The sequence below is a fragment of the Thiomonas sp. genome, from assembly GCF_034007205.1.
Taxonomy (GTDB): domain Bacteria; phylum Pseudomonadota; class Gammaproteobacteria; order Burkholderiales; family Burkholderiaceae_C; genus Thiomonas.
On the sequence record NZ_JAVERI010000001.1, the window covers coordinates 1 to 23,536 of the forward strand.

At 64.6% G+C, this 23,536-nt stretch carries 24 protein-coding genes and 1 tRNA gene; 11 read left to right on the forward strand and 14 right to left on the reverse strand.

Annotation, left to right across the window (positions count from 1 at the left end):
• Positions 1–168: 168 nt before the first annotated feature.
• The 5 genes from RBR52_RS00005 to RBR52_RS00025 all read left to right on the forward strand — a co-directional run bounded on the left by RBR52_RS00005 (position 169) and on the right by RBR52_RS00025 (position 2,198).
• The gene (locus RBR52_RS00005; RefSeq protein WP_320375123.1) at positions 169–384 is read left to right on the forward strand and encodes a hypothetical protein; all 216 of its coding nucleotides are present in this window, start codon (positions 169–171) and stop codon (positions 382–384) included.
• A 98-nt stretch (positions 385–482) separates the two neighbouring features.
• Positions 483–659 (forward strand): hypothetical protein, encoded by a 177-nt coding sequence (locus RBR52_RS00010; RefSeq protein WP_320375124.1) that lies wholly within the window; start codon positions 483–485, stop codon positions 657–659.
• Positions 660–758: 99 nt separating this feature from the next.
• Positions 759–1,346, forward strand: coding sequence for a hypothetical protein (locus RBR52_RS00015; RefSeq protein WP_320375125.1), 588 nt, complete (start codon positions 759–761; stop codon positions 1,344–1,346).
• A 50-nt stretch (positions 1,347–1,396) separates the two neighbouring features.
• Positions 1,397–1,720: a hypothetical protein gene (locus RBR52_RS00020; protein ID WP_320375126.1), complete on the forward strand. Its 324-nt coding sequence runs from the start codon at positions 1,397–1,399 to the stop codon at positions 1,718–1,720.
• Positions 1,721–1,838: 118 nt separating this feature from the next.
• Entirely contained in the window at positions 1,839–2,198 is a 360-nt protein-coding gene (locus RBR52_RS00025) for an STIV orfB116 family protein (protein ID WP_320375127.1), read from the forward strand.
• Positions 2,199–2,374: 176 nt separating this feature from the next.
• Here RBR52_RS00025 and RBR52_RS00030 read toward each other — a convergent pair whose 3' ends face one another.
• The 3 genes from RBR52_RS00030 to RBR52_RS00040 all read right to left on the reverse strand — a co-directional run bounded on the left by RBR52_RS00030 (position 2,375) and on the right by RBR52_RS00040 (position 3,804).
• Entirely contained in the window at positions 2,375–2,950 is a 576-nt protein-coding gene (locus RBR52_RS00030) for a site-specific integrase (RefSeq protein ID WP_320375128.1), read from the reverse strand.
• A 35-nt stretch (positions 2,951–2,985) separates the two neighbouring features.
• Complete coding sequence (locus RBR52_RS00035) at positions 2,986–3,684, reverse strand: tyrosine-type recombinase/integrase (RefSeq protein ID WP_320375426.1); 699 nt, start codon at positions 3,682–3,684, stop codon at positions 2,986–2,988.
• A 46-nt stretch (positions 3,685–3,730) separates the two neighbouring features.
• A tRNA-Gly gene (locus tag RBR52_RS00040) sits at positions 3,731–3,804 on the reverse strand.
• A gap of 59 nt (positions 3,805–3,863) precedes the next feature.
• Here RBR52_RS00040 and RBR52_RS00045 point away from each other — a divergent pair.
• From RBR52_RS00045 to RBR52_RS00060, 4 genes are read left to right on the forward strand one after another with little or no spacing between them, the layout of a single operon-like run.
• On the forward strand, positions 3,864–4,403 hold the full coding sequence (locus tag RBR52_RS00045; protein ID WP_320375129.1) for a DNA-deoxyinosine glycosylase: 540 nt from the start codon (positions 3,864–3,866) through the stop codon (positions 4,401–4,403).
• Between the two features lies 1 nt (position 4,404).
• Positions 4,405–5,190, forward strand: a complete 786-nt coding sequence (locus RBR52_RS00050) for a spermidine synthase (RefSeq protein WP_320375130.1) — start codon at positions 4,405–4,407, stop codon at positions 5,188–5,190.
• Positions 5,191–5,226: 36 nt separating this feature from the next.
• Entirely contained in the window at positions 5,227–7,062 is a 1,836-nt protein-coding gene (locus tag RBR52_RS00055) for a GspE/PulE family protein (RefSeq protein ID WP_320375131.1), read from the forward strand.
• A gap of 19 nt (positions 7,063–7,081) precedes the next feature.
• The gene (locus RBR52_RS00060) at positions 7,082–7,915 is read left to right on the forward strand and encodes a DUF4197 domain-containing protein (protein WP_320375132.1); all 834 of its coding nucleotides are present in this window, start codon (positions 7,082–7,084) and stop codon (positions 7,913–7,915) included.
• 12 nt (positions 7,916–7,927) lie between these two features.
• Here the strand turns inward: RBR52_RS00060 and RBR52_RS00065 are convergent, their stop codons facing one another.
• From RBR52_RS00065 to RBR52_RS00100, 8 genes are all read right to left on the reverse strand, one after another.
• A complete protein-coding gene (locus tag RBR52_RS00065) occupies positions 7,928–8,233 on the reverse strand; it encodes a hypothetical protein (RefSeq protein ID WP_320375133.1) in 306 nt (101 codons plus the stop codon).
• Between the two features lie 599 nt (positions 8,234–8,832).
• Positions 8,833–9,465: a DUF5343 domain-containing protein gene (locus tag RBR52_RS00070; protein ID WP_320375134.1), complete on the reverse strand. Its 633-nt coding sequence runs from the start codon at positions 9,463–9,465 to the stop codon at positions 8,833–8,835.
• A gap of 248 nt (positions 9,466–9,713) precedes the next feature.
• On the reverse strand, positions 9,714–10,550 hold the full coding sequence (locus tag RBR52_RS00075; protein ID WP_320375135.1) for an inositol monophosphatase family protein: 837 nt from the start codon (positions 10,548–10,550) through the stop codon (positions 9,714–9,716).
• A gap of 7 nt (positions 10,551–10,557) precedes the next feature.
• A complete protein-coding gene (gene nadB, locus RBR52_RS00080) occupies positions 10,558–12,126 on the reverse strand; it encodes an L-aspartate oxidase (RefSeq protein ID WP_320375136.1) in 1,569 nt (522 codons plus the stop codon).
• A 16-nt stretch (positions 12,127–12,142) separates the two neighbouring features.
• Entirely contained in the window at positions 12,143–12,988 is an 846-nt protein-coding gene (gene panC, locus RBR52_RS00085) for a pantoate--beta-alanine ligase (protein WP_320375137.1), read from the reverse strand.
• A 17-nt stretch (positions 12,989–13,005) separates the two neighbouring features.
• Positions 13,006–13,866 (reverse strand): 3-methyl-2-oxobutanoate hydroxymethyltransferase, encoded by an 861-nt coding sequence (panB, locus tag RBR52_RS00090; protein ID WP_320375138.1) that lies wholly within the window; start codon positions 13,864–13,866, stop codon positions 13,006–13,008.
• Positions 13,867–13,943: 77 nt separating this feature from the next.
• Entirely contained in the window at positions 13,944–14,792 is an 849-nt protein-coding gene (locus RBR52_RS00095; protein WP_320375139.1) for a ScpA family protein, read from the reverse strand.
• Positions 14,793–14,847: 55 nt separating this feature from the next.
• Complete coding sequence (locus tag RBR52_RS00100; RefSeq protein WP_320375140.1) at positions 14,848–15,045, reverse strand: DUF3460 family protein; 198 nt, start codon at positions 15,043–15,045, stop codon at positions 14,848–14,850.
• Positions 15,046–15,274: 229 nt separating this feature from the next.
• On the opposite strand from RBR52_RS00100, the gene RBR52_RS00105 reads away from it, so the two are divergent.
• Positions 15,275–16,477: an ammonium transporter gene (locus RBR52_RS00105; RefSeq protein ID WP_320375141.1), complete on the forward strand. Its 1,203-nt coding sequence runs from the start codon at positions 15,275–15,277 to the stop codon at positions 16,475–16,477.
• A 7-nt stretch (positions 16,478–16,484) separates the two neighbouring features.
• On the opposite strand, the gene RBR52_RS00110 is transcribed toward RBR52_RS00105, so the two are convergent.
• The 3 genes from RBR52_RS00110 to RBR52_RS00120 form a co-directional block, all read right to left on the reverse strand.
• Positions 16,485–17,897 (reverse strand): alkaline phosphatase D family protein, encoded by a 1,413-nt coding sequence (locus RBR52_RS00110; protein WP_320375142.1) that lies wholly within the window; start codon positions 17,895–17,897, stop codon positions 16,485–16,487.
• On the reverse strand, positions 17,897–20,146 hold the full coding sequence (locus RBR52_RS00115) for a TonB-dependent receptor (protein WP_320375143.1): 2,250 nt from the start codon (positions 20,144–20,146) through the stop codon (positions 17,897–17,899). Before RBR52_RS00115 ends, RBR52_RS00110 begins: the two co-directional genes overlap by 1 nt.
• 151 nt (positions 20,147–20,297) lie before the next feature.
• On the reverse strand, positions 20,298–22,985 hold the full coding sequence (locus RBR52_RS00120; RefSeq protein WP_320375144.1) for a bifunctional YncE family protein/alkaline phosphatase family protein: 2,688 nt from the start codon (positions 22,983–22,985) through the stop codon (positions 20,298–20,300).
• A gap of 94 nt (positions 22,986–23,079) precedes the next feature.
• On the opposite strand from RBR52_RS00120, the gene RBR52_RS00125 reads away from it, so the two are divergent.
• The gene (locus RBR52_RS00125; protein WP_320375145.1) at positions 23,080–23,520 is read left to right on the forward strand and encodes a hypothetical protein; all 441 of its coding nucleotides are present in this window, start codon (positions 23,080–23,082) and stop codon (positions 23,518–23,520) included.
• The last annotated feature ends 16 nt before the right edge of the window (positions 23,521–23,536 follow it).

Here is a 23,536-nt window from a genome sequence, read left to right on the forward strand (position 1 = left end):
GCTACGCGCTCCTTCCAGCGAGCCCGGCGCAACCCCTCCCACCTTCGACTCATTCAGCATTTCACGACTCCTTCTTCAGACACGATTGAACCCCAAATTCGTGTCCAGAAAAATCGGGGCCGGGACACGTTTCACACCTTTCATGGCGCCAAAGGACTGCAGGGCGAGGTGGCCGTGCTGTGCGGCGACTGCGTGTATGAGGCGCAGCATGATTTGCGCAATGCCGTCTATGCCCGGGCCGGGATTTTTTCGCAGAGCTATGACCAGGCCTGCCAGGACGAGGCGGCGCGGCTGGCCTATGTGGGCGTGACGCGCGGCATGCGTCGGGTGTTCTGGTGTGTGGACAAGCCCAAAGGGGTCAACACGGTGTTCAAAAACGGTTGAACCGCGCTGGCGACGCAGTGCAAGTTTGCATGAGTCTGCGCTGCCCAGTGCGCGGCTAAGAATTCAGGCTTGTTTTTCTTTTTTTCGACAAGCACGCCATGACCCAGCCCACTCGATATACCAAAGAACAAGCGGTTCAGAACAAGCGCAGCGCCTGGGTGCGCCTTGTGGGCCTGCCGCCGCATCTGTACGGCAAGCGCCGATGCACCCAGCCGCATCGCAACCGCCTGCGCGATCAACGCATGGGGCGCAGCAAACACCGAGACGTTGGGTAATTACGGCGCCGCTGGCCTGCAAGATTGCGAACGGAATAAAACGACTTTTACGCCCAGACAATTCACTCCATATCACTTTGATAACTCAGGGAGCTTTATATGAAAACCTCTTTCGCCTTCCGTCCTTTCGTCATCGCCGCCGTGCTGGCCATCGTCACCGCCTTTGCGGTGCACAGCGCTCGCGCCCAGGCGCCGCTGAGCCTGTTTGGCGCGCCGCTCAAAGGAGCGAGCCGCGACACCTTGCGCGCGGCCTTGCTCAAGGCGGGGCTTACCCCGACCCGCGTGGACAACAACTACTTCTGCGACCAGTACGACGTCAGCGGCAAGCTCAAGGGTGCGACCCAGCTCACCGTGTGCTACACCGAAGACGACAACACCTTCGCATCCGCCGAGTACACCTTCCCGGCGTTCATGGACACGGGGCTGGTCAAGCGCGTCATCGACATGGTGCAGGTCAAGTACGGGCGCCCCACCTCGCTGTCAGGCAATTACGGACTTGGCGGCGTGACGGCCAAGTGGCGCCAACCGCAGGGCATGCAGGTGCTCGTCACCCGCGGCTGGCCAGACACCACCACCTACCTCGACCTTACGGATGTCGCCAACGATCGCAAGATGCACGCGCAGATGAGAGCCGACGAGGCCGCGCGCCAGAAGCAGCAGGCGCAGAGCCAGTCGAAGGCTTTTTGATCGCCAGCGTCCAACTCGCCTATCCCTTGTTCTTTTTTTGAGGAAATGCCATGACCCGAATCGCATCGCCAGTTTGGCGGCGTGTCACCTTGTCTCTGGCCTTGCTCGCCCCGCTGCTGCTCAGCGCCTGCGGCGGCGCGCAAGCCGGAACTGATCAATCCAGGATGTGCGTTTTCAGCACCGATGCGCAAGCGAAAAAATGCAAGTCGGGCGAACTGGCCTTTTTTTCACCCGATGGATGGGGCAATGAACAACTGCCCTTGATCGTCATCGCCACCTATTGCGACACCAATCGTCCGGTGCAGTTCAACAAGGCCGGTGTCGTCTGCACCTTCACCGACAAACGGCTTTGGCTTCTGAAGGAGGCGAAGTAGGTCACGGTTTGCGCCGTTGCTGCGTCGTCGGTCTGGCTGTCTGACTGCCGATACACGTAGGCGATTCGCCCCGGCATCAGATTTCGTTTCTCTCCTAATTTCTACTTTCCTGCAAGCCATGATCTACCTGTTCAATTCTCCCGTGCTGACCGGCTATGGCGACTGGCGTTTTTCCGGGCCGCTGAGTCTGCAGACGGCGCGCAAGCGCCTTCATGGGCAGGAGGTGGTCTCGGCCGTCGGTCATGCCGCCAGCGCTGCGCTGCTGACACGACTGCTCGCGCGTCCCGTGGAGGTCAGGCGCGTGGCGGTTCGCTTGCGCCTGGGCGACAGCGCTCTGGTGCTGCGCCTGCTGGAACGCCTGCCTGAGGGCATGGTGCTCGACGAACGGCAGATCGAAGTGCTGCCCTATGAGCTCGGGTGGCTGCATTTCGCTGGGCAGGCAAGAGAAGGACATGCAGCGCCGGGGCGTTCGGCCTGATGGGGCGAGCTACGCTGTGTTGTGAGGCAGGTCGGCAAAGGGGAGAAGTTTTCGCCGATGGTGCGCCACAGGACTACACCTAGACCGCGCATGACGACGGTTGCCATGTGAAATCACCATGGCGCCCAGTGTCGATCCTCTTTGTAAGGGAGCATTCAAGTGGCCTCTTCGTTTACTTACGGCTGCGCCGAAGCCTTCACCCCATCCAGCCAGTCCGCCCAAGTCTGCATCATCTCCGTGCGTTCCTCGATGTGCTTGGTGCGGTTGTAGGCCCGGCCCTGTGGGTCGCGCACCGCGTGGGCAAGCTGCGCCTCGATGACTTCGGGCCGGATGCGCAACTCTTCGTCCAGAAAGGTGCGCGCCGTGGCGCGAAAGCCGTGGCCGGTGACGGTCTCCTTGTCGTAGCCCATCGCGCGCAGGGCCACCAGCACGCCGTTCTCGCTCATGGGTCGGTCGGACGCGCCGCCGATGGCGCGGGGCGAGGGCAGGATGTAGCGGCTGCAGCCGGTGAGGGGCTGCAGGTCTTCGATGATGCGCAGGCTTTGCCGCGCCAGCGGCACCAGGTGCGCCTCTTTCATCTTCATGATCTCGCCCGGCACTTTCAGCATGGCGCGGGCCGTGTCCAGATGCTCCCACTGCAACTGTCGCAACTCCCCCGGACGCAGGAACAGCAGCACCTGAAGCTGTAGGGCGGCGCGAACGATGGGCGAGGCGGGGTAGGCATCCACCGCGCGCAGGAAGGCCGCCAGCACGGTTTTGTCGAGGATGGCCGCGCGATGGCGAACCTTTACGGGTTTGAGCGCGCCGCGCAGCGAAGGCTGGGGTCGATCTCGGCGCGGCCTGTGGCGACGGCGTAGCGCATGACCTGGCCGATCAACTGCACGGCGCTATGGGTGGTCTCAATCAGGCCGCGTGCTTCGGTTCTGCGAGCCACGGCGAGAATGTCCGCTGCCTTGAGTTCCGCGATGGGGCGCTGGCCGATGTAGGGCAAGACGTAGGTTTGCGCCCGTTGCCTGATCTGCGCCGATGTGCTGGGGCTGACGGCTTCCAGTCGGCTCTGCCACCATTCTTGGAAGACTGCTTCGAAGGTGCCTTCGCTCGCGCTCTTGAGGGTCTTTTTCTGGGCGGACGGATCGATGCCGCGAGCCAGCAACTGCCGGGCCTCGTCGCGTCGCTCCCGGGCCAGCGACAGGGGTACGTCGGGGTACTGGCCCAGGGCCAGCAGCTTTTCCTTGTCGTCGAATTTGTATTTGAAGCGCCACAGCCGAGCGCCGGACGTGGAGACCTGCATGTATAGGCCGCGTTCGTCGTAGAGGCGGTAGGGTTTGTCCTTGGGCTTGAGCGTGCGAATCTTCGTGTCGGAGAGTATGGGGGTATCGGTTTGGTGGGTTAGCGAAATACCCTGCGAGGATACCCTAGACCGAGGCCGGAAGAATGCGGAAGGCTGCGGACAGATGCTGAAGAAAAAAACCTCTAAATTGTTGATTTCTTAGGAGATTGTGAACAGATGTGGAAGACTGCGGAAAGAATTCTGGAGCGGGTGAAGGGAATCGAACCCTCGTATGCAGCTTGGGAAGCTGCCGTTCTGCCATTGAACTACACCCGCGGTGCGACAAAGCAGGCGATTATAGGCAGGCGTATGGCGGCAGCGGCGACAATGACGGCATGGCTCGTTCTTCCGGTTCCGCCCTTGCTCCTCTTGCGCTGTCGGCGCCGATGCTGCAGGGACTGCCGCCCGCAGTGAGGGGCGATTGTCGCCTGCTGGTGCTGGGCAGCTTTCCCAGCATTGCTTCCTTGCGGGCGCAGCAGTATTACGCGCACCCGCGCAACCAGTTCTGGCGCATCGTGGGCGATCTGTTCGGACTGGATCTGATGCGCCAGCCCTACGCCCAGCGTATCGAGGCGGTGTGCGAGCGCGGGTTGGGCATCTGGGATGTGTATGCCCACTGCCGCCGCGAGGGCAGTCTGGACAGCGCCATTACCGAAGCCTTGCCCAACGATTTGCCCGCTCTCGTGGCGCGCCTGCCCTTGCTGCAAGTCATTGCGCACAACGGTGGCGAAGCCGCCCGCGCCATGCGCATTACCCGCAGCCTCGGCGCCGAGGTGCGCCGTCTGCCGTCCACCAGCCCGGCCCATGCGAGCTGGAGCCTGGAGCGCAAGCGCGCCGCGTGGCGCGAGGCTTTCATCGCCGCAAATCTCATTTGATATGGCTCGTAAACCCTCCTTTCCCGAACCCACGCTTTCCGAAGAAGATGGCGTGCGTCATCTGCATCTGGGCACGCCCTGGATCCAGGGCAGCATGCGCATCGCGCGTCCCAACGATCTCGAACTGGAATATGTGCAGCGCATGATGGCGTGGATGCTGCTGCTGCCCGACAAGGCCAGGCGCGGCGGATCGGCGGTGCAGCTCGGCCTGGGCGCGGCGGCGATCACCAAGTTCATGCTCAAGCGGCTGCGGATGCCGTGCGTGGCGGTGGAATTGAATCCCGGCGTCATTCTGGCCGCGCATCGCTGGTTCGCGCTGCCCGAGCCGGGCGGCAAGCTGCAGGTGTTGTGTGCGGATGCGGGAGCGTATGCGGCCGATCCGGCGCATGCGGGCAGTGCGGCGGTCTTGCATGTGGATATGTACGACGAGCAAGCCGCGGCCCCCGCGCTGGAGTCTGCCGAGTTCTATGCCGATTGCCGCCAACTGCTCGCCGAGCAGGGCGCGATGGTGGTCAATCTGTTCAGCGGGCCGGGGCATGTGCGCGTGCTCGAGCGCAATCTGCAGCGCATCGTCGCGGCGTTCGATCAGCCGGGAGACAGCGTGTGGCAACTGCCGCCCAACCGCGACGGCAACCTCATTGCCATCGCCCTGCGCGACGCCACGCAGGCGCCGCTGCCCACGCGCGCACAATTGCTCGAACGCGCCGACGCGGTGGCGCAGCGCACCGGCGGCCTGCCCGCGCGGCGCTGGGCGCGTTTGCTCAGGCGCCTGCATCCGCCACGTTGACTCGGTTTCGCAAGGGGCTGTCCTACACTCGGCGCCATGGACGCTCCCCGCATGCCCACCCGCTCCGCCGACCCCTCCTCCCCGCCCAAGCCGCGCAACGCGCCGGGCGCGCCGCCTGCGGCGCAAGGTCGGCTCGATTGGCGTGAACTGCTGCAATGGCTGGAGGCCGACGGGCTGATCGACGCGGCGTCTGGACGCTACGGCTGGGAGCGCTGCGCCCACGCCAGCGGCAAGCTGCACGCGCTGCAGCGCGTGGCGCTGGCCGGGCTCAAGCGGCTGAGCGATGGTCGCACCCTCGATCTGGATGTGCTGACCGAATGGCTGGCACAGCGGGCCGGGTTGCCGTATCTGCGTGTCGATCCGCTGAAGGTCGAGATCAGCAAGATCGGCGACCTCATGTCGACCAGCTACGCCGAGCGCCACCGCATCCTGCCCGTGGCGGCCGGGCCTGACGGCGTGACCATTGCCACCTGCGAGCCTTTCGACCGTGGCTGGGTGCCCGAGATGGAGCGCATGCTGCGCCGACCCATCGAACTGGTGGTCGCCAGCCCGGCCGACATCAGCCGCTACACGGTGGAGTTCTTCAACCTCGCACGCTCGGTCAGGCATGCGCAGAAAAACGGCAGCACCGGCGGGGTCAACCAGTTCGAGCAACTGGTGGAGCTGGGCCGCAGCGGCCGCGCGCTCGACGCCAACGACGCCGGCGTGGTGCAGGTGGTCGACTGGCTGTGGCAATACGCCTTCGAGCAGCGTGCCTCCGACATCCACCTGGAGCCGCGGCGCGACATGGGGGTGATCCGCTTTCGCATCGACGGCGTGCTGCATACCGTCTATCAGGTGCCCGGTTCGGTCATGGGCGCGATGACCAGCCGGGTGAAGTTGCTCGGCCGCATGGACGTGGTGGAAAAGCGTCGTCCGCAGGATGGCCGCATCAAGACGCGCCGACCTTCGGGCGACGAAGTGGAACTGCGCCTGGCCACCATGCCCACGGCATTCGGTGAAAAGCTGGTGATGCGCATCTTCGACCCCGACGTAGTGGTGCGCGACATGCCCGCGCTCGGCTTTCCGCTGCACGAGATGCGCGAGTGGCAGCGGCTCACGGGCCACCCCAATGGCATCCTGCTCGTCACCGGGCCCACCGGCAGCGGCAAGACCACCACGCTGTATTCCACCCTCAAGCGCCTGGCCACCGAGGAGGTGAACGTCTGCACCGTGGAAGACCCGATCGAGATGGTCGAGCCCGCGTTCAACCAGATGCAGGTGCAGCCCGCCATCGACCTCAGTTTCGCCGAAGGGCTGCGCGCGCTGATGCGGCAAGATCCCGACATCATCATGGTCGGCGAAATCCGCGACCGCGAGACCGCCGACATGGCCGTGCAGGCTGCGCTCACCGGCCATCTGGTGCTCTCCACCCTGCACACCAACGACGCGCCATCGAGCATCACCCGCCTGCTCGAACTCGGCGTGCCGTCCTACCTCGCCAGCGCCACCCTGCTGGGCGTGCTCGCGCAGCGTCTGGTGCGCACCCTCTGCCCGCATTGCAAACAGCCCGACGATGCCTTCGATCAAGAGGCCTTTCGCGCCGCCGTGGCGCCGTGGAAAACGCAGTCCGAAGTGCGCCCCTACAAACCCGTGGGCTGCGTGGAATGCCGCAACACCGGCTATCTCGGCCGCGTCGGCCTGTACGAATTGCTCAGTTGCAGCGAGGCGCTCAAGGCGCTGCTGGTGCGCAGCCCCGAACTGGGCCCGCTGCGCGCGCAGGCGCTCAAGGATGGCATGCGACCGTTGCGGCTGGCCGGAGCGATCAAGGTGGCCGAAGGCGTGACCACGCTAGACGAAGTGCTGCGCGCCACGCCCGATCCGCAACGTTGAACCCCTGAAGGATGCTCTGATGAAAACTCGTCCGCTTGTTCTGGCCGCCGTGCTGGCTACCGCCATGCCGCTTCCCGCCTTGGCTTTCGATCTCGACAACCTGAGCAACCAACTCAGCGGCGCGCTGAACGCTGCGCAGACCCCCGCGCAGCAGGCCCCGCAACCGAACTCAGCCGCGAATTCCACTGGGCAAGGCGGCGCGGCGTCCTCGGGCGCGGTGAATGCCGCAGTCGCGGACTTGAGCAACGGCGAAGTCGATCAGGCCTTGAAGACCGCGCTCACCCGCGGGGCCGACATCGCGGTGAAGGAACTTGGCCGCGAAAACGGCTTTTACGGCAACGCCAAATGGCGCATTCCCTTACCGCCCGCCCTCGAAAAAGCCAGCAGCCTGATGCGCATGGCCGGCCTGGGCGCGCAGGCCGACCAACTCGAACTGGCCATCAACCGCGCCGCCGAAGCCGCTGTGCCGCAGGCCAAGACCTTGCTGGTCGGGGCGGTGAAAAGCATGACGCTGCAAGACGCCAAGGGCATTCTCACCGGCGGCAACGAAGCCGCGACCGATTACTTCAAACGCAAGACCGAAGCGCCCCTGACGCAGAAATTCCTGCCCATCGTCACTCAGGCCACCGACAAGGTCGGCCTGGCGCAGACCTACAACCGCTTCGCCGGACAGGCTGCGCAGTTCGGCCTCGTCAAGGCAGATCAGGCCAACATCCAGCAGTACGTCACGCACGAAGCGCTCAACCGGCTGTATCAGGCCATCGGCGAACAGGAAAAAGCCATTCGCACCGACCCGGTGGGCACCGGCAGCAAGCTGCTGGGCAAAGTCTTCGGTGCGGCGCTGGGGCGGTGAAGATCGGGTGAGTCATTGCGCGGATGCTATGAAGCTAGACCTGACCCCGTTCGCTTGTTTGACCCCGTTCGGTTGCTGTTTCAATCGGTCGCGGATTACTTCGGCTTCGCCTATGTAGGTCAATGCATCTCCACTCTCTGGGTCGGAGCCGAAGAGGAAGTAGATTCCTGCACTCTCTGCTTCTTCACGGAGAAGCAGGTCATCGAGTTCCGTTCTCGGAGCAGCCAGGGCCTTGTCCGTCCAGTTCGAGACTTCACCAACGCGCAACCGCTTTGCGTCGCCGTGCGGGAGAAAAAGTTTGATGGTGGCGGATGTCATAAGAGGGCTAACGCCAAGCATCAGCTGCGGATTCGCCGCAGCGAAGAGAAGGCAAATACGTCGGCTGCATGCAATGGTTAGATTTCACTTTAGACCCGCCAAGTAAACTAGCTCTTGCACGACGAGCCGGATATCGCTCAGGAGTGGGTCCACATCCCCGCGTTGGGCTACATACCGGCGGCTATGGGCTGATTTGTCGCCGATATCCTTGAGCCTAGGGAGCGCCTGCTTGCAGTTCCGAGAAAGATTCCAAGTGGACTCCGACAAACAACACCTAATGAGGTCGCGCAGGTACAAAAAGTCGCCATCTACATTTTTAATCTTATATGATAGTCCGTGTTTCTCAAATGCTTCGATGATAAGCGTCTCTATCAGGCGGCGAACCATCACCGCGCAGGCGTCGTACCATCCTTTCTCGTAGCAACCATTAGCCTGATTTACCACCTTTTCGATGTATCCCCGTGTTCCTCGGCAGAGCGAGCGCGGCAGGACTTGCTGCGTAGCAGCCAGCAAGCCTTCGTCCGGCGGACCAAGCTCTCGGCGGACATCCAGATCTATGGCCTTGGCGGCACTGAATGTATTCCGCGCTGAAGAGGACATTAGGCTCCCTGCGAGCCGTAGAGATGCTTCGACATGCTTTTAAATATCTGGTCGATCTGATCTGTCGTTGCTTCCGGTGAGATATGAATCTGAATGTCAATGTGAACAGATGGGACTTTGCACCCATTTGGGGGTGCCACAGCATGAGCGCTAGGCGTAGCAGCGACCGGTGAATGCATAGGGCCGGTATGAACAGTTGGAGAGGGTTGCTCATCTGGCGCGCCGAACTCGGCAAGTTCACAGACAGCCTTGAAGGTGCTGACTGTTTTCGCAATCACCTGCTTCCCTGCACTGGAGCTAGTGCTAAATACGTGCTCCAAGTCAGTTGTTGATCTCTGCCATGCGTCAGGGTAGACAGCGAATAGCTCAGCGTAACCTTGGCGAACTGCGTCGCCGAGCACCTTCTTATGGTGGGCTCCCCTGTAACTTGTCCATGCACTTGTAGGCACACCGGTGGCGTCAACTAGCGCAACCGCTTTAAGCACACCAAGCAATGAAGCGTCGTTGCTTGACGTGAAGCCGATGGTCTTTAACCACTGCACTGTGGCTTTGGGGGGCACACCGACGTGCCGGATTTTCTCTAGAAGAGGCTTAATCTTCCCCGGCACAGTTGTATAAGCGAACTCTCCCATAGCTACCTCTCCCCTTGATGCAGACGATGTAGTGAAATCTAACGCAATATATCCCGCAGATTATGCCGGATAAGCTGGGCGTTGCGGGATATTTTGCCCATGCCATCCGCAAAAAATGTCAATCACGACAACGGTTTGTTCTGGCTTTCCGCAGTTCTGCAAACGAATAAATCGCGGCCAAACCCGGCAATGGCTTTTCTCGCACGGCCGAGCATTATTGCAAGTATCGTGTGTGGTTTCTGGCGAGTTCAACGAGGTGCAGCTTCGTGCGCAGCCAGCCACCGCACCCACTGCGCAAACAACCCCGCATCGCCCGCGCAGACTGCCGAGCGTTTTTCCAGGGTGTTGTTGAACACGGCTTCGCCTGCCAAGGTCTGGCCATGGCCACCCGCCTCGCTGAGGATGAGGCTGCCTGCGGCGTAGTCCCACAGGCCCTGGCTGCCGTGCAGGTAGAGGTGGAAGCGGCCTGCGGCGACCCAGCACCAGTCGAGCGCGACCGAGCCGATGGAGCGTTGCGAGGCGTAGGGCGGATGCACCGCCAGTTGCGCGGCCAGCGGCGCGGGCAGGCGCTTGAAGTCGATGCAGGCGATGGTCTTGGCCAGCGGCGGGGTGGAGGCGGGGACGCGCAGTGTCTGGCCGTTGAGCAACGCGCCGGCGCCCAGGGCGGCGCTGAACACTTCGTCGCGCATCACATCGACCACCACGCCCAGGCGCACTTTGCCGCCTTGTATCCACGCCAGCGAGGGGCCGAATATCGGCAGGCCGGCGGAGAAGTTGCTGGTGCCGTCGAGCGGGTCGAGCACCCAGAGGCCGGGGCCTTGCGGTGCGGCGGCTTCCTGGGCCATGAGGCGTTGTTGCACCTCGGGCGTCATCTCTTCGCCCAACAGGGGAATGTGCGGCCAGAGGGCGGCGAGTTCGCGCTGCACGCGGGTCTGCATGGACAGATCGGCGTCGGTGATCCAGGTGCCGTCGGCTTTCAGGCGCGGATCGGGCGATTGCGCGCGCGGCAGGATTTCGCCGCGTGCGGCGTTGCGCAGCAAGGCGCTGACGAGGGCGAGCTCTGGAACGGCGTGCGGGGAGGGCATGGCGGGTTCAGGGCACGAGGATGGTGGGCGCGGCGGGCGCGGCGGTCTGGGGCCAATCGAGGCTGTAATGCAGGCCGCGGCTTTCGTGGCGCAATTGGGCTGAGCGCACGATGAGGGCGGCGACCTGCAGCAGGTTGCGCAGCTCCAGCAGGTCGCGGGTGACGCGGAAGTTGGCGTAGAACTCGTCCACCTCGGCCTGCAGCAGGGCGATGCGGTGGGCGGCGCGCTCCAGCCGCTTGTCGGTGCGCACGATGCCCACATAATTCCACATCAGGCGGCGCAGCTCGTCCCAGTTGTGGCTGATGACCACGAGTTCGTCGGCGTCGCTCACGCGGCTTTCATCCCAACGCCGTGGGGCCGGCAGCGCGGGCTGATCGGCGTCGAGTATGGCCTGCGCTGCGGCCTTGCCGAACACGGCGCATTCCAGCAGCGAGTTGCTCGCCAGCCGGTTGGCGCCGTGCAGTCCGGTGTAGGCCACTTCGCCCGCGGCGTAGAGGCCGGGCAGGTCGGTGCGGCCCGCCAGGTCGGTGAGCACGCCGCCGCAGGTGAAGTGCACTGCGGGCACCACCGGAATGGGCTCGCGCGCCATGTCGATGCCCAGCTCCAGCAGCCGGGCGTGGATGGTGGGGAAGTGCTGGCGGATGAAGGCTTCGCCCTGGTGGGTGATGTCGAGATAGACGCAGTCCAGCCCGTGTTTTTTCATCTCGAAGTCGATGGCACGGGCGACCACGTCGCGCGGGGCGAGTTCGGCGCGGGGGTCGTGCGCGGGCATGAAGCGTGTGCCGTCGGGCAGCAGCAGCTTGCCGCCTTCACCGCGCACCGCTTCGCTGATGAGGAAGCTCTTGGCCTTGGGGTGATAAAGGCAGGTGGGGTGGAACTGGATGAACTCCATATTCGCCACGCGGCAGCCCGCGCGCCAGGCCATCGCCAAGCCGTCGCCGCTGGCGGTGTCGGGGTTGGTGGTGTAGCGGTACACCTTGCCGGCGCCACCGGTGGCGAGCACGGTGTGTGAGCTAGCGAAGGTTTCCACCCGCCCCCGTGCCGTGTCGAGCGCGTAGGCGCCCCAGCAGCGGCGGTCGGCCTTGCCGTCACCCACATGACGCTCGGTGATGAGATCGACGGCGACGTGGTTCTCCAGCAGGGTGATGCGCGGATGCGCACGGGCGCGGGCGAGCAGGGTGGTCTGGATGGCCGCGCCGGTGGCGTCGACCACGTGCGCGATGCGGCGCTGGCTGTGTCCGCCTTCGCGGGTGAGATGCAGCGCGCCATGCTCGGTGTCGAACGGCACGCCCTGTTCGCGCAGCCAGGCGATGGCGTCGGGCCCGTGCTCGATGACAAAGCGGGTGGCGGGCAGGTCGTTGAGCATGGCGCCGGCCACCAGGGTGTCGTGCACATGCTCATCGAAACTGTCGCCCTCGGCCAGCACCGCGGCAATGCCGCCCTGTGCCCATTGGCTGGACGAGACGTCGAGCGTGCGCTTGACCAGCACGGTGACATCGAAGCGCTCGGCCAGATGCAGCGCGGTGGATAGGCCGGCCAGGCCGGCGCCGAGAATCAGCACGTCGCTTTGATGCATGAGGATTTATCCCTTTTCAGCACTCCAGGTTGTCGATCAGCCGGGTGCGGCCCAGACGCGCTGCGCCCAGCGCCACGCAGGGCGTGCCCCGGTGCAGGTCTTGCGCCGTGGGCGGCTGCAGATCGACGCGGCGGCGCAGGGTGAGGTAGTCGGGCGCCCAGCCGAGTTGGTCGAGGCGGGACATGGCCTGTCGTTCGAGCTTGAGAATCTGCTCGGGTGCGGTGGCGCTGCGGGCATCCATGGCCAGGGCGCGCAGCGCGGCTTGGAGCTGCGGCGCCTGCGCGCGCTCTTCGGAGGTGAGATAACCGTTGCGCGAAGACAGCGCCAGGCCGTCTTCGGCACGCACCGTGTCCAGGCCGATGATGTCGATGGGCAGAGCGAACTGCTCGACCATGCGACCGACGATGAGCAGTTGCTGATAGTCCTTCTTGCCGAACACGGCGTGGCGCGGCCGCACCATCTGGAACAACTTCATCACCACGGTGCACACGCCCTCGAAGTGGCCGGGGCGGGCGGCGCCGTCGAGTATGCCCGCCAGCGCCGGGTCGGGCAGGACGCGGAAGGTCTGCGGCTGCGGGTACATCTCGGCTTCGTCCGGGGCGAACAGCAGGTCGCAGCCGGCCTCGGCCAGCAGCGCCGCGTCGCGCGGCAGGGTGCGCGGATAGCGGTCGAAGTCTTCGTTGGGGCCGAACTGCAGGCGGTTGACGAAAATGCTCGCCACCACCGGGACATTCTCTTGCCGGGCGCGGGCGATCAGCCCCAGATGCCCGGCGTGGAGATTGCCCATCGTCGGCACCAGCACCCAGTCTGGGTGCTGGCGCAGCGCAGCGCGCAGGTCGGAGAGGGTATGGACGGTCTGCATGGGGATTGCCGCAGAGGTCAGGCGGTGTAGCCGTGGACGGCCTCGTCGGGAAACGCGCCGGTCTTGACCGCCTGCACATAGCTGCTCACGGCATCGAGCAGGCTGGGCGCGCCCTGCATGAAGTTGCGCACGAAGCGCGGCTTGGGGCCGCGGGTGATGTCGAGCATGTCGTGCAGCACAAGCACCTGGCCGTGGGTGCGCGCGCCTGCGCCGATGCCGATGGTGATACCGGGATAGTCCGCGCTGATCTGCGCCGCCAGATCGGAGGGCACGAGTTCGAGCACCAGCAGGGCCGCTCCAGCGGCGCCGACCTCGGCCGCATGGCGGCGCAGGGTGTCGGCCGATTGCGCATCGCGGCCCTGGATGCGGTAGCCACCCAGCGCGTGCACGCTCTGCGGTGTGAGGCCGAGGTGGGCGCACACCGGGATGCCGCGATCCGCCAGCGCGGCGATGAGGGGCGCAGTCCAGCCGCCGCCTTCGAGCTTGACCATCTGCGCGCCGGCCTGCATCAATGCCACGCTGCTGGCCACGGCCTGCTGGGTGCTGCCCTGGTAGCTGCCGAAGGGCAGATCGGCGATGAGCCAGGCGCTGCGGTTGCCGCGGGCCACACATTGCGTGTGATAGACCATCTGCTCCAGGGTGACGGGCAGGGTGGAGGCGTGGCCCTGCATCACCATGCCCAGCGAGTCGCCCACCAGCAGGCAATCGACCCCGGCGGCATCGAGCAGGCTGGCGCTGGCGGCGTCATAGGCGGTGAGCATGGCGATTTTTTCGCCCGCTTCACGCATGGCGCGCAGGCGGTGCAACGTCAGCGGTTTGCGCAGAGCGCTCTCGCTGTGGGGCGGCGCGCCGTAAGGGGAAGAGGGTTCGGCAGACATGGCAAAGCTCGCGTGGAAACCGGCGCATTATGCCCGCGCGAGGACCGTCCATGCGAACGAGCGTTCGAATCTGTGGATCAACTCGGTGTGTAGGCCAGCCTCACGTAGAGCGGAGCGAAGGCCTCGGCCTGCGTGATCTCGACCAGCGCCTCGCGCGTGAGTTCGAGCAGCGCCACCAGCGTGACCACGGCGACGGGCACGCCCTGCGCGGGATCGAACAGATCGTGAAATTCGAGGAAGCGCGCGCCTTGCAACTGGCGCAGCACGCGGCTCATGTAGTCGCGCACCGAGAGCTGTTCGCGGGTGATCTTGTGGTGCGTATGCAGCTTGGCGCGTTTGAGGATGTCGCTCCAGGCCTGCTGCAGATCCTCGGCAGTCACATCGGGCAGACGCGGCGCGGCGTCGCGGTCGAACAGTACCTGCGCCCGCCAGAAGTCGCGGCCGAGCACGGGCAGGGCGTCGAGTTGCTGTGCGGCGAGTTTGTAGCGCTCATATTCCAGAAGCCGACGCACGAGTTCGGCGCGCGGGTCTTCGGGTTCGGCGCCGGGTTCAGCGGGCGGGCGCGGCAGCAACATGCGCGACTTGATCTCGATGAGCATGGCCGCCATCAGCAGATATTCGGCGGCCAGCTCCAGGTTGTGCTGCCGGATCTGCTCGACATAGCTCAGATACTGGGCCGTGACCTGCGCCAGCGGAATGTCGAGGATGTTGAAGTTCTGCTTGCGGATGAGGTAGAGCAGCAGATCCATCGGCCCTTCGAACGCTTCGAGAAAAACCTCCAGTGCGTCGGGCGGGATGTAGAGGTCTTGCGGCAGCTCGAACAGCGGCTCGCCATACAGCCGCGCGACCGCCATGCCATCGACCGTGGCGGGCGTGCTGTCGACCGCGGGGGACAGCAGGCTGGTTTCGACGGAACCGGCAGTCATGCGTCAGCGCGGCCAGACTTAGCCAAAGACCAGGCCAAAGATCCGGTCGGCAGTCTCAATGGCTGCCGTAGACATAGGCCTTTTGCGGCACGCGGGCTTCATCGAAGGCCTTGGCCAATTCGGGATTCTGTGGCCTGTCCCAAAGCAGCGCGCGGCCCTGCTTTTGCTTGACTTCGAGTTGAGGATCGCTTTGCTTCAGGTCCTGGATGAAGCGGGTCACTTCGGACACATAGGGTTTGACTTTGAAGGGCATGGACTCTCTCTCGACATGGAAAAGGGCAGGGCCATTCTATGCAAGCGGCAGCTCTGACCAGAGAGCCCCAATATGGTGCGCACTGCATTATTTTGGAGCGGCTAGCATTTCACTGCGCACCATGAACGCACACCTTGTGATGAATTGTGAGCAGCATGAAGGCGATTTGCGCAATTTTCGGGCACGAAGCTTGCTATTTTTGTGCATTTGATCTTTATCGGGAACTCCTATGGTGCAAGATGCCTCCAGCGGCAATGTGCTGTTCATCCTCCTGGGCGCCATTTTGGTGCTCGCCATGCACGCCGGGTTTGCCTTTCTCGAATTGGGCACGGTGCGCAGGAAGAATCAGGTCAATGCGCTGTCGAAAATCATCACCGATTTTTCCATCTCGGCAATCGCCTACTTTCTGATCGGCTATGGCATCGCCTACGGTCATCATTTTCTCGTGGGCGACGACGTGCTCACCCGTGAACACGGCTACGAACTCACCCGATTCTTCTTTTTACTGACCTTTGCCGCGGCGATACCGGCGATCATTTCGGGCGGCATCGCCGAGCGCGCCAAATTTTGGCCGCAACTCATCGCCACCTTCACCCTCGTCGCCTTCGTTTACCCGTTTTTCGAGGGGCTGATGTGGAACGGTAATCTGGGGGTCCAGGCGTGGCTGCAATCCGCTTTCGGCGCGCCGTTTCATGACTTTGCCGGGTCGGTGGTGGTGCATGCGATGGGCGGCTGGATCGCGCTTCCCGCCGTGCTGCTGCTCGGCGCCCGGCGCGGGCGCTACCACGCCAACGGACAGATGTCGGCGCATCCACCGTCGTCGATTCCCTTTCTGGCGCTGGGTTCGTGGATATTGATCGTCGGCTGGTTCGGCTTCAATGTGATGAGCGCGCAGAGGCTCGACCACATCAGCGGCCTGGTCGCGGTGAACTCGCTGATGGCGATGGTGGGCGGCACGCTGGCGGCGCTGGCCGCAGGCAGGAACGATCCCGGCTTTTTGCACAACGGGCCGCTGGCCGGGCTGGTGGCGGTGTGCGCGGGATCGGATGTGATGCACCCGCTGGGCGCGCTGGTCGTCGGCGCGGTGGCCGGGGCGCTGTTCGTCTGGATGTTCACCCTGACGCAAAACCGCTGGAGGATCGACGACGTGCTCGGCGTCTGGCCGCTGCATGGACTGTGCGGCACCTGGGGCGGGATTGCGGCGGGCCTCTTCGGCATGAAGGCGCTCGGCGGTCTGGGCGGGGTGTCGCTGGCTTCGCAGATCGTCGGCACGCTGCTGGGCATCGCCGTGGCGCTGGTCGGGGGATTCGTGGTCTATGGCGTGTTGAAAAAGGCGCTGGGCATCCGCCTCGACGCCGAAGAAGAGTTCAACGGCGCCGACCTGTCGATTCACCACATCAGCGCCACGCCGGAGCGTGAGGCGTCGTGGTGAATCGGGTTCAGTCCCAGCCCAGATCGGCCAGGCCCAGGGTGTGCGACCACAGCACCTTGCCATCAACGCTCTTGGTCATCAGCGCCAGGGTGCGATTCTTGCCTTCGCCACTGAGTTTGAGCACGCCGTAATTGCGCTCGGTCACCAGGGTGCCGGCCACGCGGTTGGGGTCGCCGTCGCCCTTGGCCGGGCCCGAATTCAGCGGTGAACAGGTGAATTCGCACAGCGGATAGTCGCGCTTGCCGCCATAGATGGGTCGCGGATAGCGGATCAGTTCGCTGATGTGGCGGTCGCCGCTGAGAAACACCAGCCCGGGGATGCGGTATTGCTGCAGCCAGCCCATGAAATCGGCGCGCTCCAGCGGGAACTGGTTCCAGCCCTCGTAGGCATCGTCGTCGTTGAACAACTGGCCTCCGGCGGCGACGATCTTGAACCGCGCGCGCGAATGCAACAGGGCATTCTTCAGCCAGCGCATCTGCGCCGGGCCGAACATCACCTTGCCGCGCTCGCCCGGGCTGGTGGCGTCGGCGCTGCGCCACCAGCGGTCGTCGAGCAGAAAAATATCGGCATCGGCGAGGCTGGTCTTGGTGAACACCCCGGCGACGTCGCCCACGCCGTAGGTCGGGTTGGCCCAGTAGGTCTTGAACAGGTCGAGCGAGGCGTTCTTGAACTCGAAACTCGCATCGCTGTCGTTCGGGCCGTAGTCATGGTCGTCCCAGATCGCCACCTGCGGGGTGGAGCGCAAAAACGCATCGAGAGGAGCGAAACCGCGCTGCTGGCGGTAGCGCAGCGCCATGCCCTGCGGGCTCTGGCAATCGACTTCGCGGTAATACAGGTTGTCGCCGAGCCAGACCATCAGGTCGGCGCGCTCCTGCGTCATCGGGCCGTAGATGTCGTAGCCGCCGCCGTAGGGCTTGCCGGGGCGGTCGAAAGCGGGATCGTTCACATAGGCGCAGGAACCGGTGAGGACGGTCACGTCTGGCGGCGGGCCGCGAAACAGCCAGATCGGCTGGGTGCGAACCACGATGGCGCGATCCGCCGCCGCCTTGCCGTTGACCAGCGCGACTGTGCGGTAGCGCGTTCCGGGGGCGAGGTCGTCCATCACCAGATGCGCGCAGAACTGCCCTGATGCATCGGTGCGCCGCACGGCGGTGCGCTTCTTGTCGTCGGGGCGATCCTCCGGCGCGTATTCCAGCGCGACCTCGGCCGCGCCGGGGGTCTGCAGCCAGACGACGGCGGAGCGCGCCGCCAGATAGCCCTGCATCGGCCCGGCAAACAGCGTGCCGGGGTCGGCGGGCTGCGCCCAGGCTGATGGAAAGCCCCACTGCCCGGTAGCCAGCAGCGCGGAGGTGGCCAGACCGCCGCGCAGAAAGGCGCGCCGGGTCGGCGCAATCAGCTCAGTCTTCGGTGCGGCGCCCATCAGAAAGTCGCCTCCAGGCCGAGATACCAACTGCGCGGCCGGCTGATGTACAGGCCGGGGTCCTTGGCGCTGAACGGGAAGCCGGTCTTGTATTTGTAGACGTGCTGCTCGTCGAACAGATTGTTCACGTTCAGGCTGACGCTGACCTTTTTCAGGCCCAGACCGCGCGCGGTGTCGCCGGCTTTCCAGGTGTAGCGCAGCGAGGCATCGGCGGTGGTGTGCGCATCGATGGGCGATTTGAAATCGGTCCAGTAAGCCTCGCTGGTGTGGCGCACGCCGAACTTGGCGCGCCACGGGCCGGTCTTGTAGGTCACGCCGGTGGCCACGGTGGAGTGCGGCGCATACGGCATGGGCACCTTGGCCGAGGTGAATTGCGCGTTGAGCAGACCCAGGTTGACGTAGGCCGACCAGTTGTTGTTCAGGATGAAGTTGTTCTGCCAGGCCAGGCCTTCGTTGACCGCCTTGCCGACGTTGGCCAGCATGGAGATGGACCCGGTCGAGCCGGGCGGGGTGTATTGGAAGCTCTGAATGTAATCGTCGAAGTTGACGCGGAAGAGATCCAGCGCACCGCTCCACATGCCGAAGTCGTAGACCACGCCAGCGTCATAAGTCGTGGCTTTCTGCGGCGCGAGGTCGGGGTTGTAGGTGCCGGTGTAGTACTGGTTGTACTGTGGCGGATTGGTGTTCTTGGTGACGTTGGCGTAGACGTTGATGCCCTTGGCGACTAGGTAGTTGACCCCCAATGACGGCATGGTGGTGGAAAAGTCGTTGCTGAACTTGCCGGGCTTGCCCTGCGCCAGCGCCGCGTCGTTGACGAAGTCGCGGCTGACGTGCAGATACTTCACCCCGCCTTGCAGGGTCAGCCGGGGAGTGGGCTTGAAGGTCAGGTTGACATAGGGCTCATAGAGCTTGGTCGACACCGGCTCCAGATAGACCGAGCCGAGATACTGCCCGGTGGTGCTGCTGACGAATTGCTGGTCGTGGGTGGTGTCGTTCTTGTTCAGCCACAGACCGGCCTCCAGCCCCAGGGCATCGGTGATCGGCGTGGCCAGGCGGAAAATATTGCCGATGCGGCGGGTGGAGTTGATCGAGTGCGACAGGAACAGCCCGCCGCTGGGGGCGCTGACCTTGCCGTAAACCCCAGTCGGCTGGAGCAGGTTGTAGGTCGAGTTGGTGTAGGCGCCGCCGCTGTAGCCGTTGCCGCGGTAGTAATAAATCTGGTTGGAGACCGTGGTCTTGCCGAACGTCGCCTCATACTTGGCGTAGGTCAGCCAATTCTGGTACTGGTTGTAGTTGTAGCCGCTGTAGAGGCCATTGGGCTTGCCGTTGACGATCGGACTGGATGAGTAGACATTGCAGGTGTCGCCGAACTTGGCCTGGTTGGCCGCGGTGCAGCCGCCGTAGTAGTTGAACTTCTGGTTGTTCTGCGTGTAGAACAGGGTCAGCGCGCCGGGGCCGAGTTGCGTGACGCTCTTGAACAGGTACTGCTTCTGGTCGCTGGGGGTGTTGTCGTAATAGCCATCGGTGTGGTTTTTGTTGGCATAGAACCACAGGGCTGTCGGCGCGCCGGTGTTGGCGCCGATCAGCCCCGAGTTGGCGAGCAGACCGTAGCGGTATTTGCCCCAGGAACCCGCGCCCCCCATCAGGCTGACCGAAGGGGTCGGGCCGGGGTTGAGCGAGTAGGTCTCGACCGAGCCGCCAAAGGCCGCAAGTCCCGGAATGGCTGCCGATGCGGCGCCTGGAAAGTAGCGCGTGCCCGAGATCAGCCGCGTGGGGATGAACTCGTTGGTGTAGAAGGCGTAGCTGTCGTTGTCGTTGAGCGGTATGCCGTCGAGCGTCCAGTTGATGAGGTTTTTCGCGAAACCGTTGATGTAAACGTCGTCACCGTTCATGCTGTCGCCGTCGCTGGTCACGACCACATTGGGCAGCACCTTGAGGGAGCTGGTGAACGACTCGGTTGGGTCCATCGACTGATACTGACCCGCGGTGATTTCGGTTTGCGACTGCGTGGCCTCGGGGTTGAACAACTGCACGTTGTCGAGCTGCTTTTGCGGGATGGAATCGACAGTGCCCGCGGGCGCGGAGAGGAACAGGCCATTGCTGCCCGTGGCGCCGGCGGCTTGGCCCTGGGCGCTGACTTCGCCGAGTTCTGTTGGGGTCTGCGCCCAGGCGGTCGGGGTGCAAACCAGCGCGGCGGCGAGGGCGATGTGGCGGGGACGAAAACGTGAGGTGATGACGGGGGTGGGCACGGCAGGGTCTCCAGGAATGGGGTTCGATGGCTTGTGATGAACACAAGCCTGACATTCTTGGAAACGCCCGTGAAAAGGATTTGAAACAGTCGTGAAATTTTGGTGACGTTTGTTTCGCGCGACATCAGGCGCCGGGTTGGAGGGGGCAGGATCAGTCGCCGTCCTGACCGGCGATCAGACTGGACGCCGGACGGTGCTGCGCGCGGGCCAGGGTCTGCACATGCGCGAGCATCTCGGCGTAGGCGGCAGCGCCCTTGCTGGCCAGCCACTCCTGCCGCATTTGCTCGGGGCCGGAGACCTTGAGCAGGGCCGTGGGGGTGTAGCTGTGCGTGGCGGCTACTGTCTTCTGCGCTGACGGGCTGGCCCCGGGCGGGCGGGCGATGGGCCAGTCCTTGAACGAGGAGTCGGCAGCGCACACGCCGGGGTTGCGCTGCATGCTCGCTTGCAGCGGCAGCACGGGGAAGGGGGCAGCGTCGGGCTGGTCGCGCCAGATGCCCGAGAGCACGTGCGCGCCCGCGTCCCACTGCGACATCGGCGGAATGTCGGCCACGGCCTCGATGGTGCGCAGCAGATCGACCTGCGAGAGATGCTGCGTGACCAGCACGCCGGGCTTGACCCACGGCCCGGCGGCCACCGCGAAGGTGCGGTGGGCGTCGATATGGTCGGCGCCGGACTGGGCGTCGTCCTCGGTCAGCAGCACCAGGGTGTGCTTCCAGCCGGGCAGTTTGGAAAGGCTGTGAATGACCTGCGCGGTCGCCAGATCGTTGTTGGCCACATAGCTGTCCGGGCTGGGTAGGCAGGGGTGACGGCCTGCGGTGTGGTCGTCGGGCAGCCAGATGTAGAGCACGCGCGGCAAGGGGTGATGGCGCAGCCAGTCGTCCACCACCTGGGCGCGGTCGGTGTCGAGGATCAGGCGATCCCAGGCCGGGTAATCCACCGCCAGATGGCTGCGCAGCGCGGGGGAAATGTCGCCGATCTTGCTGCGCGAGGCAAACTCGCCGAAGTCTTCGAAACTCACCCGGTGCGCCAGCAGATCGTTGAACAGGAACAGCCGCGCCGGATAGGTGATCCACGGATTGCTCCAGTGCCCAAGCGCCGAGAGGTTTTGGTAGATCGCGTAGGGGTTGCGCGCGCCGCTGGCGCCGGGGGCGAGCGACTGCGTCCAGCCCGAGTTGGCGACGAAGCCGCGGTCGGAGTAATACAGCGGCCAGGTGCGCTGCACGAAGTCGGAATCGGAACCCGCGGTGGTCCATTGGTGGCCCTGTGAGGTCACTTCGCCATCGGCGTAGAAGTCGACGAACAGCGCGCCCCGGTCGGCCATGCGATAGAGGTTGGGCAGTTCGCGCGGGCCGTAGAGATCGAGCGCGGGGTCGGCCCAATGGCCTGCCGCGGCGTACCGGCCGAGGTCTTCATCGAAGGTCTTGTTCTCGCGCAGGATGAACACGACGTGACGGATGTGGCGGCGCAGCCAATGTGCGGCCTGGGCGTTTTCCGCGGCCAGTTGCCGACGCTGCGCCACGCTGAAACCATTGTTCGACAGAGCGGCTTGCGTCCACGCTGCGGCGTGCGTGGGCAGTTCGCGCAGGTCGATGCGTTGCAGCACGCCCTTCATACTGTTGCCGACCCACTGGTGATGGAGGTTCGGCCCGCTGCCCATGCCTTTGGCGCTGGCGACGAACAGGGAATCGCCTTGCACCGCCAGCGCGGTGGGATACCAGGCGGTGGGGATGAGGGCGATGCGCCGTCCGGTGGCGAGGTCGTACACCGCGACATCGTCATTGCCGGCGTTGGCGACGAACAGCCTGCCCTGCGACACGGCCAGCGCGTCGGGGTAGGAGCCGGGAGGCGCGCCGGGGTAGGGGTTGTCGTCGATCACGCGCATGGCCTTGAGGGTGTGCGTATCCACCGCGACGATGCGGTCGAGGTTGGCGTCGGCCACCCACACCAGCGGCGTGCCCGGCTGTGCGGCCAGCGCGGTGGGGTGCGCGCCTGCCGCGCCGCTGCCGGGGCCGAGTACCGGGCCGGTGGGCACGGCGGCGAGCACCCTCCAGGCTGCGCGATCGATGACCGTGACGCCGTTGCCGCCCCAGTTGCTCACCACCAGCCGCCTGGCGTCGTCGGCCAGGGTGACGGCGAAGGGATAACTGCCCACGTTCAGGTAGTCGGTCGCGCCGGTGTGCAAGTCGATGCGTGCCAGACTGTTGGCCAGCATGCCCGCGACATAGGCATGCCGCCCGCTCGGGCCGATGACCACGCTGTCGGGGTAGAAGTGCCGGGTCTGCTGCCAGTCGCCGGCGTACTGGTAGGGATACTGCGTGCGCGGAAAGGGCTGCCAGGTCAGGGGATAGCGGCGCAGCACTTGCAGCGTTCCACCGGCGGAAGCGCCGAGAGCGAGCAGATCGTCGCTGTTGCCGCCGGTGGCGTAGAGCGTGCCGTCTGGCCCGGATGCCAGGCCCTGGAACAGGCTTTGGTCGTGGATCACGCTTTCGTCATGCTGCGCGCCGCCCTTGCCTTGCTTGCCCTGCGCCACGGTGGCGCCGGGCGCGGCGTGTCTTTTGTCTTTGGCAAACAGCGTCAGCACGCCGCCTTGCGCCTGCAGATCGTCGGCGGAAACCATCTGGATGCCTTGCAGCTTGCTGGCGCCGCTGGCGAGCACGGCCACGCGGCCCGCGCTGATGGCGAGTTGCGTCGGAAAGTTGGGTGTCTGCGCCAGTTGCCCGACGGGCGTGAGCAGGCGGCCGCTGGGGAGCACGGCGGTTTGCGCGGCTGCCGCCTGGGCAGCCGAGGCGCAGGCGATGGTGCAGAGCAGGGCGAGAGCGAGAGGGTTTGAGTGTGACATGTGCATTCGTGAAGAGGGAAGGCTGTGCGTTGCAGATTCGCAAAAATGAAAATACGGTATAAACTGTTTATCTCATTCTTTCGAGGAGTAAGACATGCCAGTCGCCAAACCCGGCCCCGCCACCAAAAAGACCAGCGCCGCAACCGCCCCGGCGCGCACCGCCGCACCCGCGCCGCGCAAGACCACCAAGTCCGCCGTTCCGGTCAAGGCTGCGGTGAAAGCCGCAGCCGCCAAATCGCCTGCGCGCAAGACCTCGGCGGCAAAAACTCCCCGCCCTGTTTCCGCAGCGCCTGCCGCAGAGGTCAAGCCGCCCAAGATCAAGCTGGTACGCGACAGCTTCACCATTCCCCGCGCCGAATACGAGGCGCTCGGCGCGCTCAAGGATCGTCTGGTCAAGCTCGCTCGCCCGGCGAAAAAAAGCGAATTGCTGCGAGCAGGTATCGCCGTGCTCACCACGCTCAACGACGCTGCCCTGCTCGCCGCGCTCGACGCCGTGCCCGCCATCAAGACCGGGCGGCCGAAAAAGACGAAGTAAGGTGTGCATGCTGCGG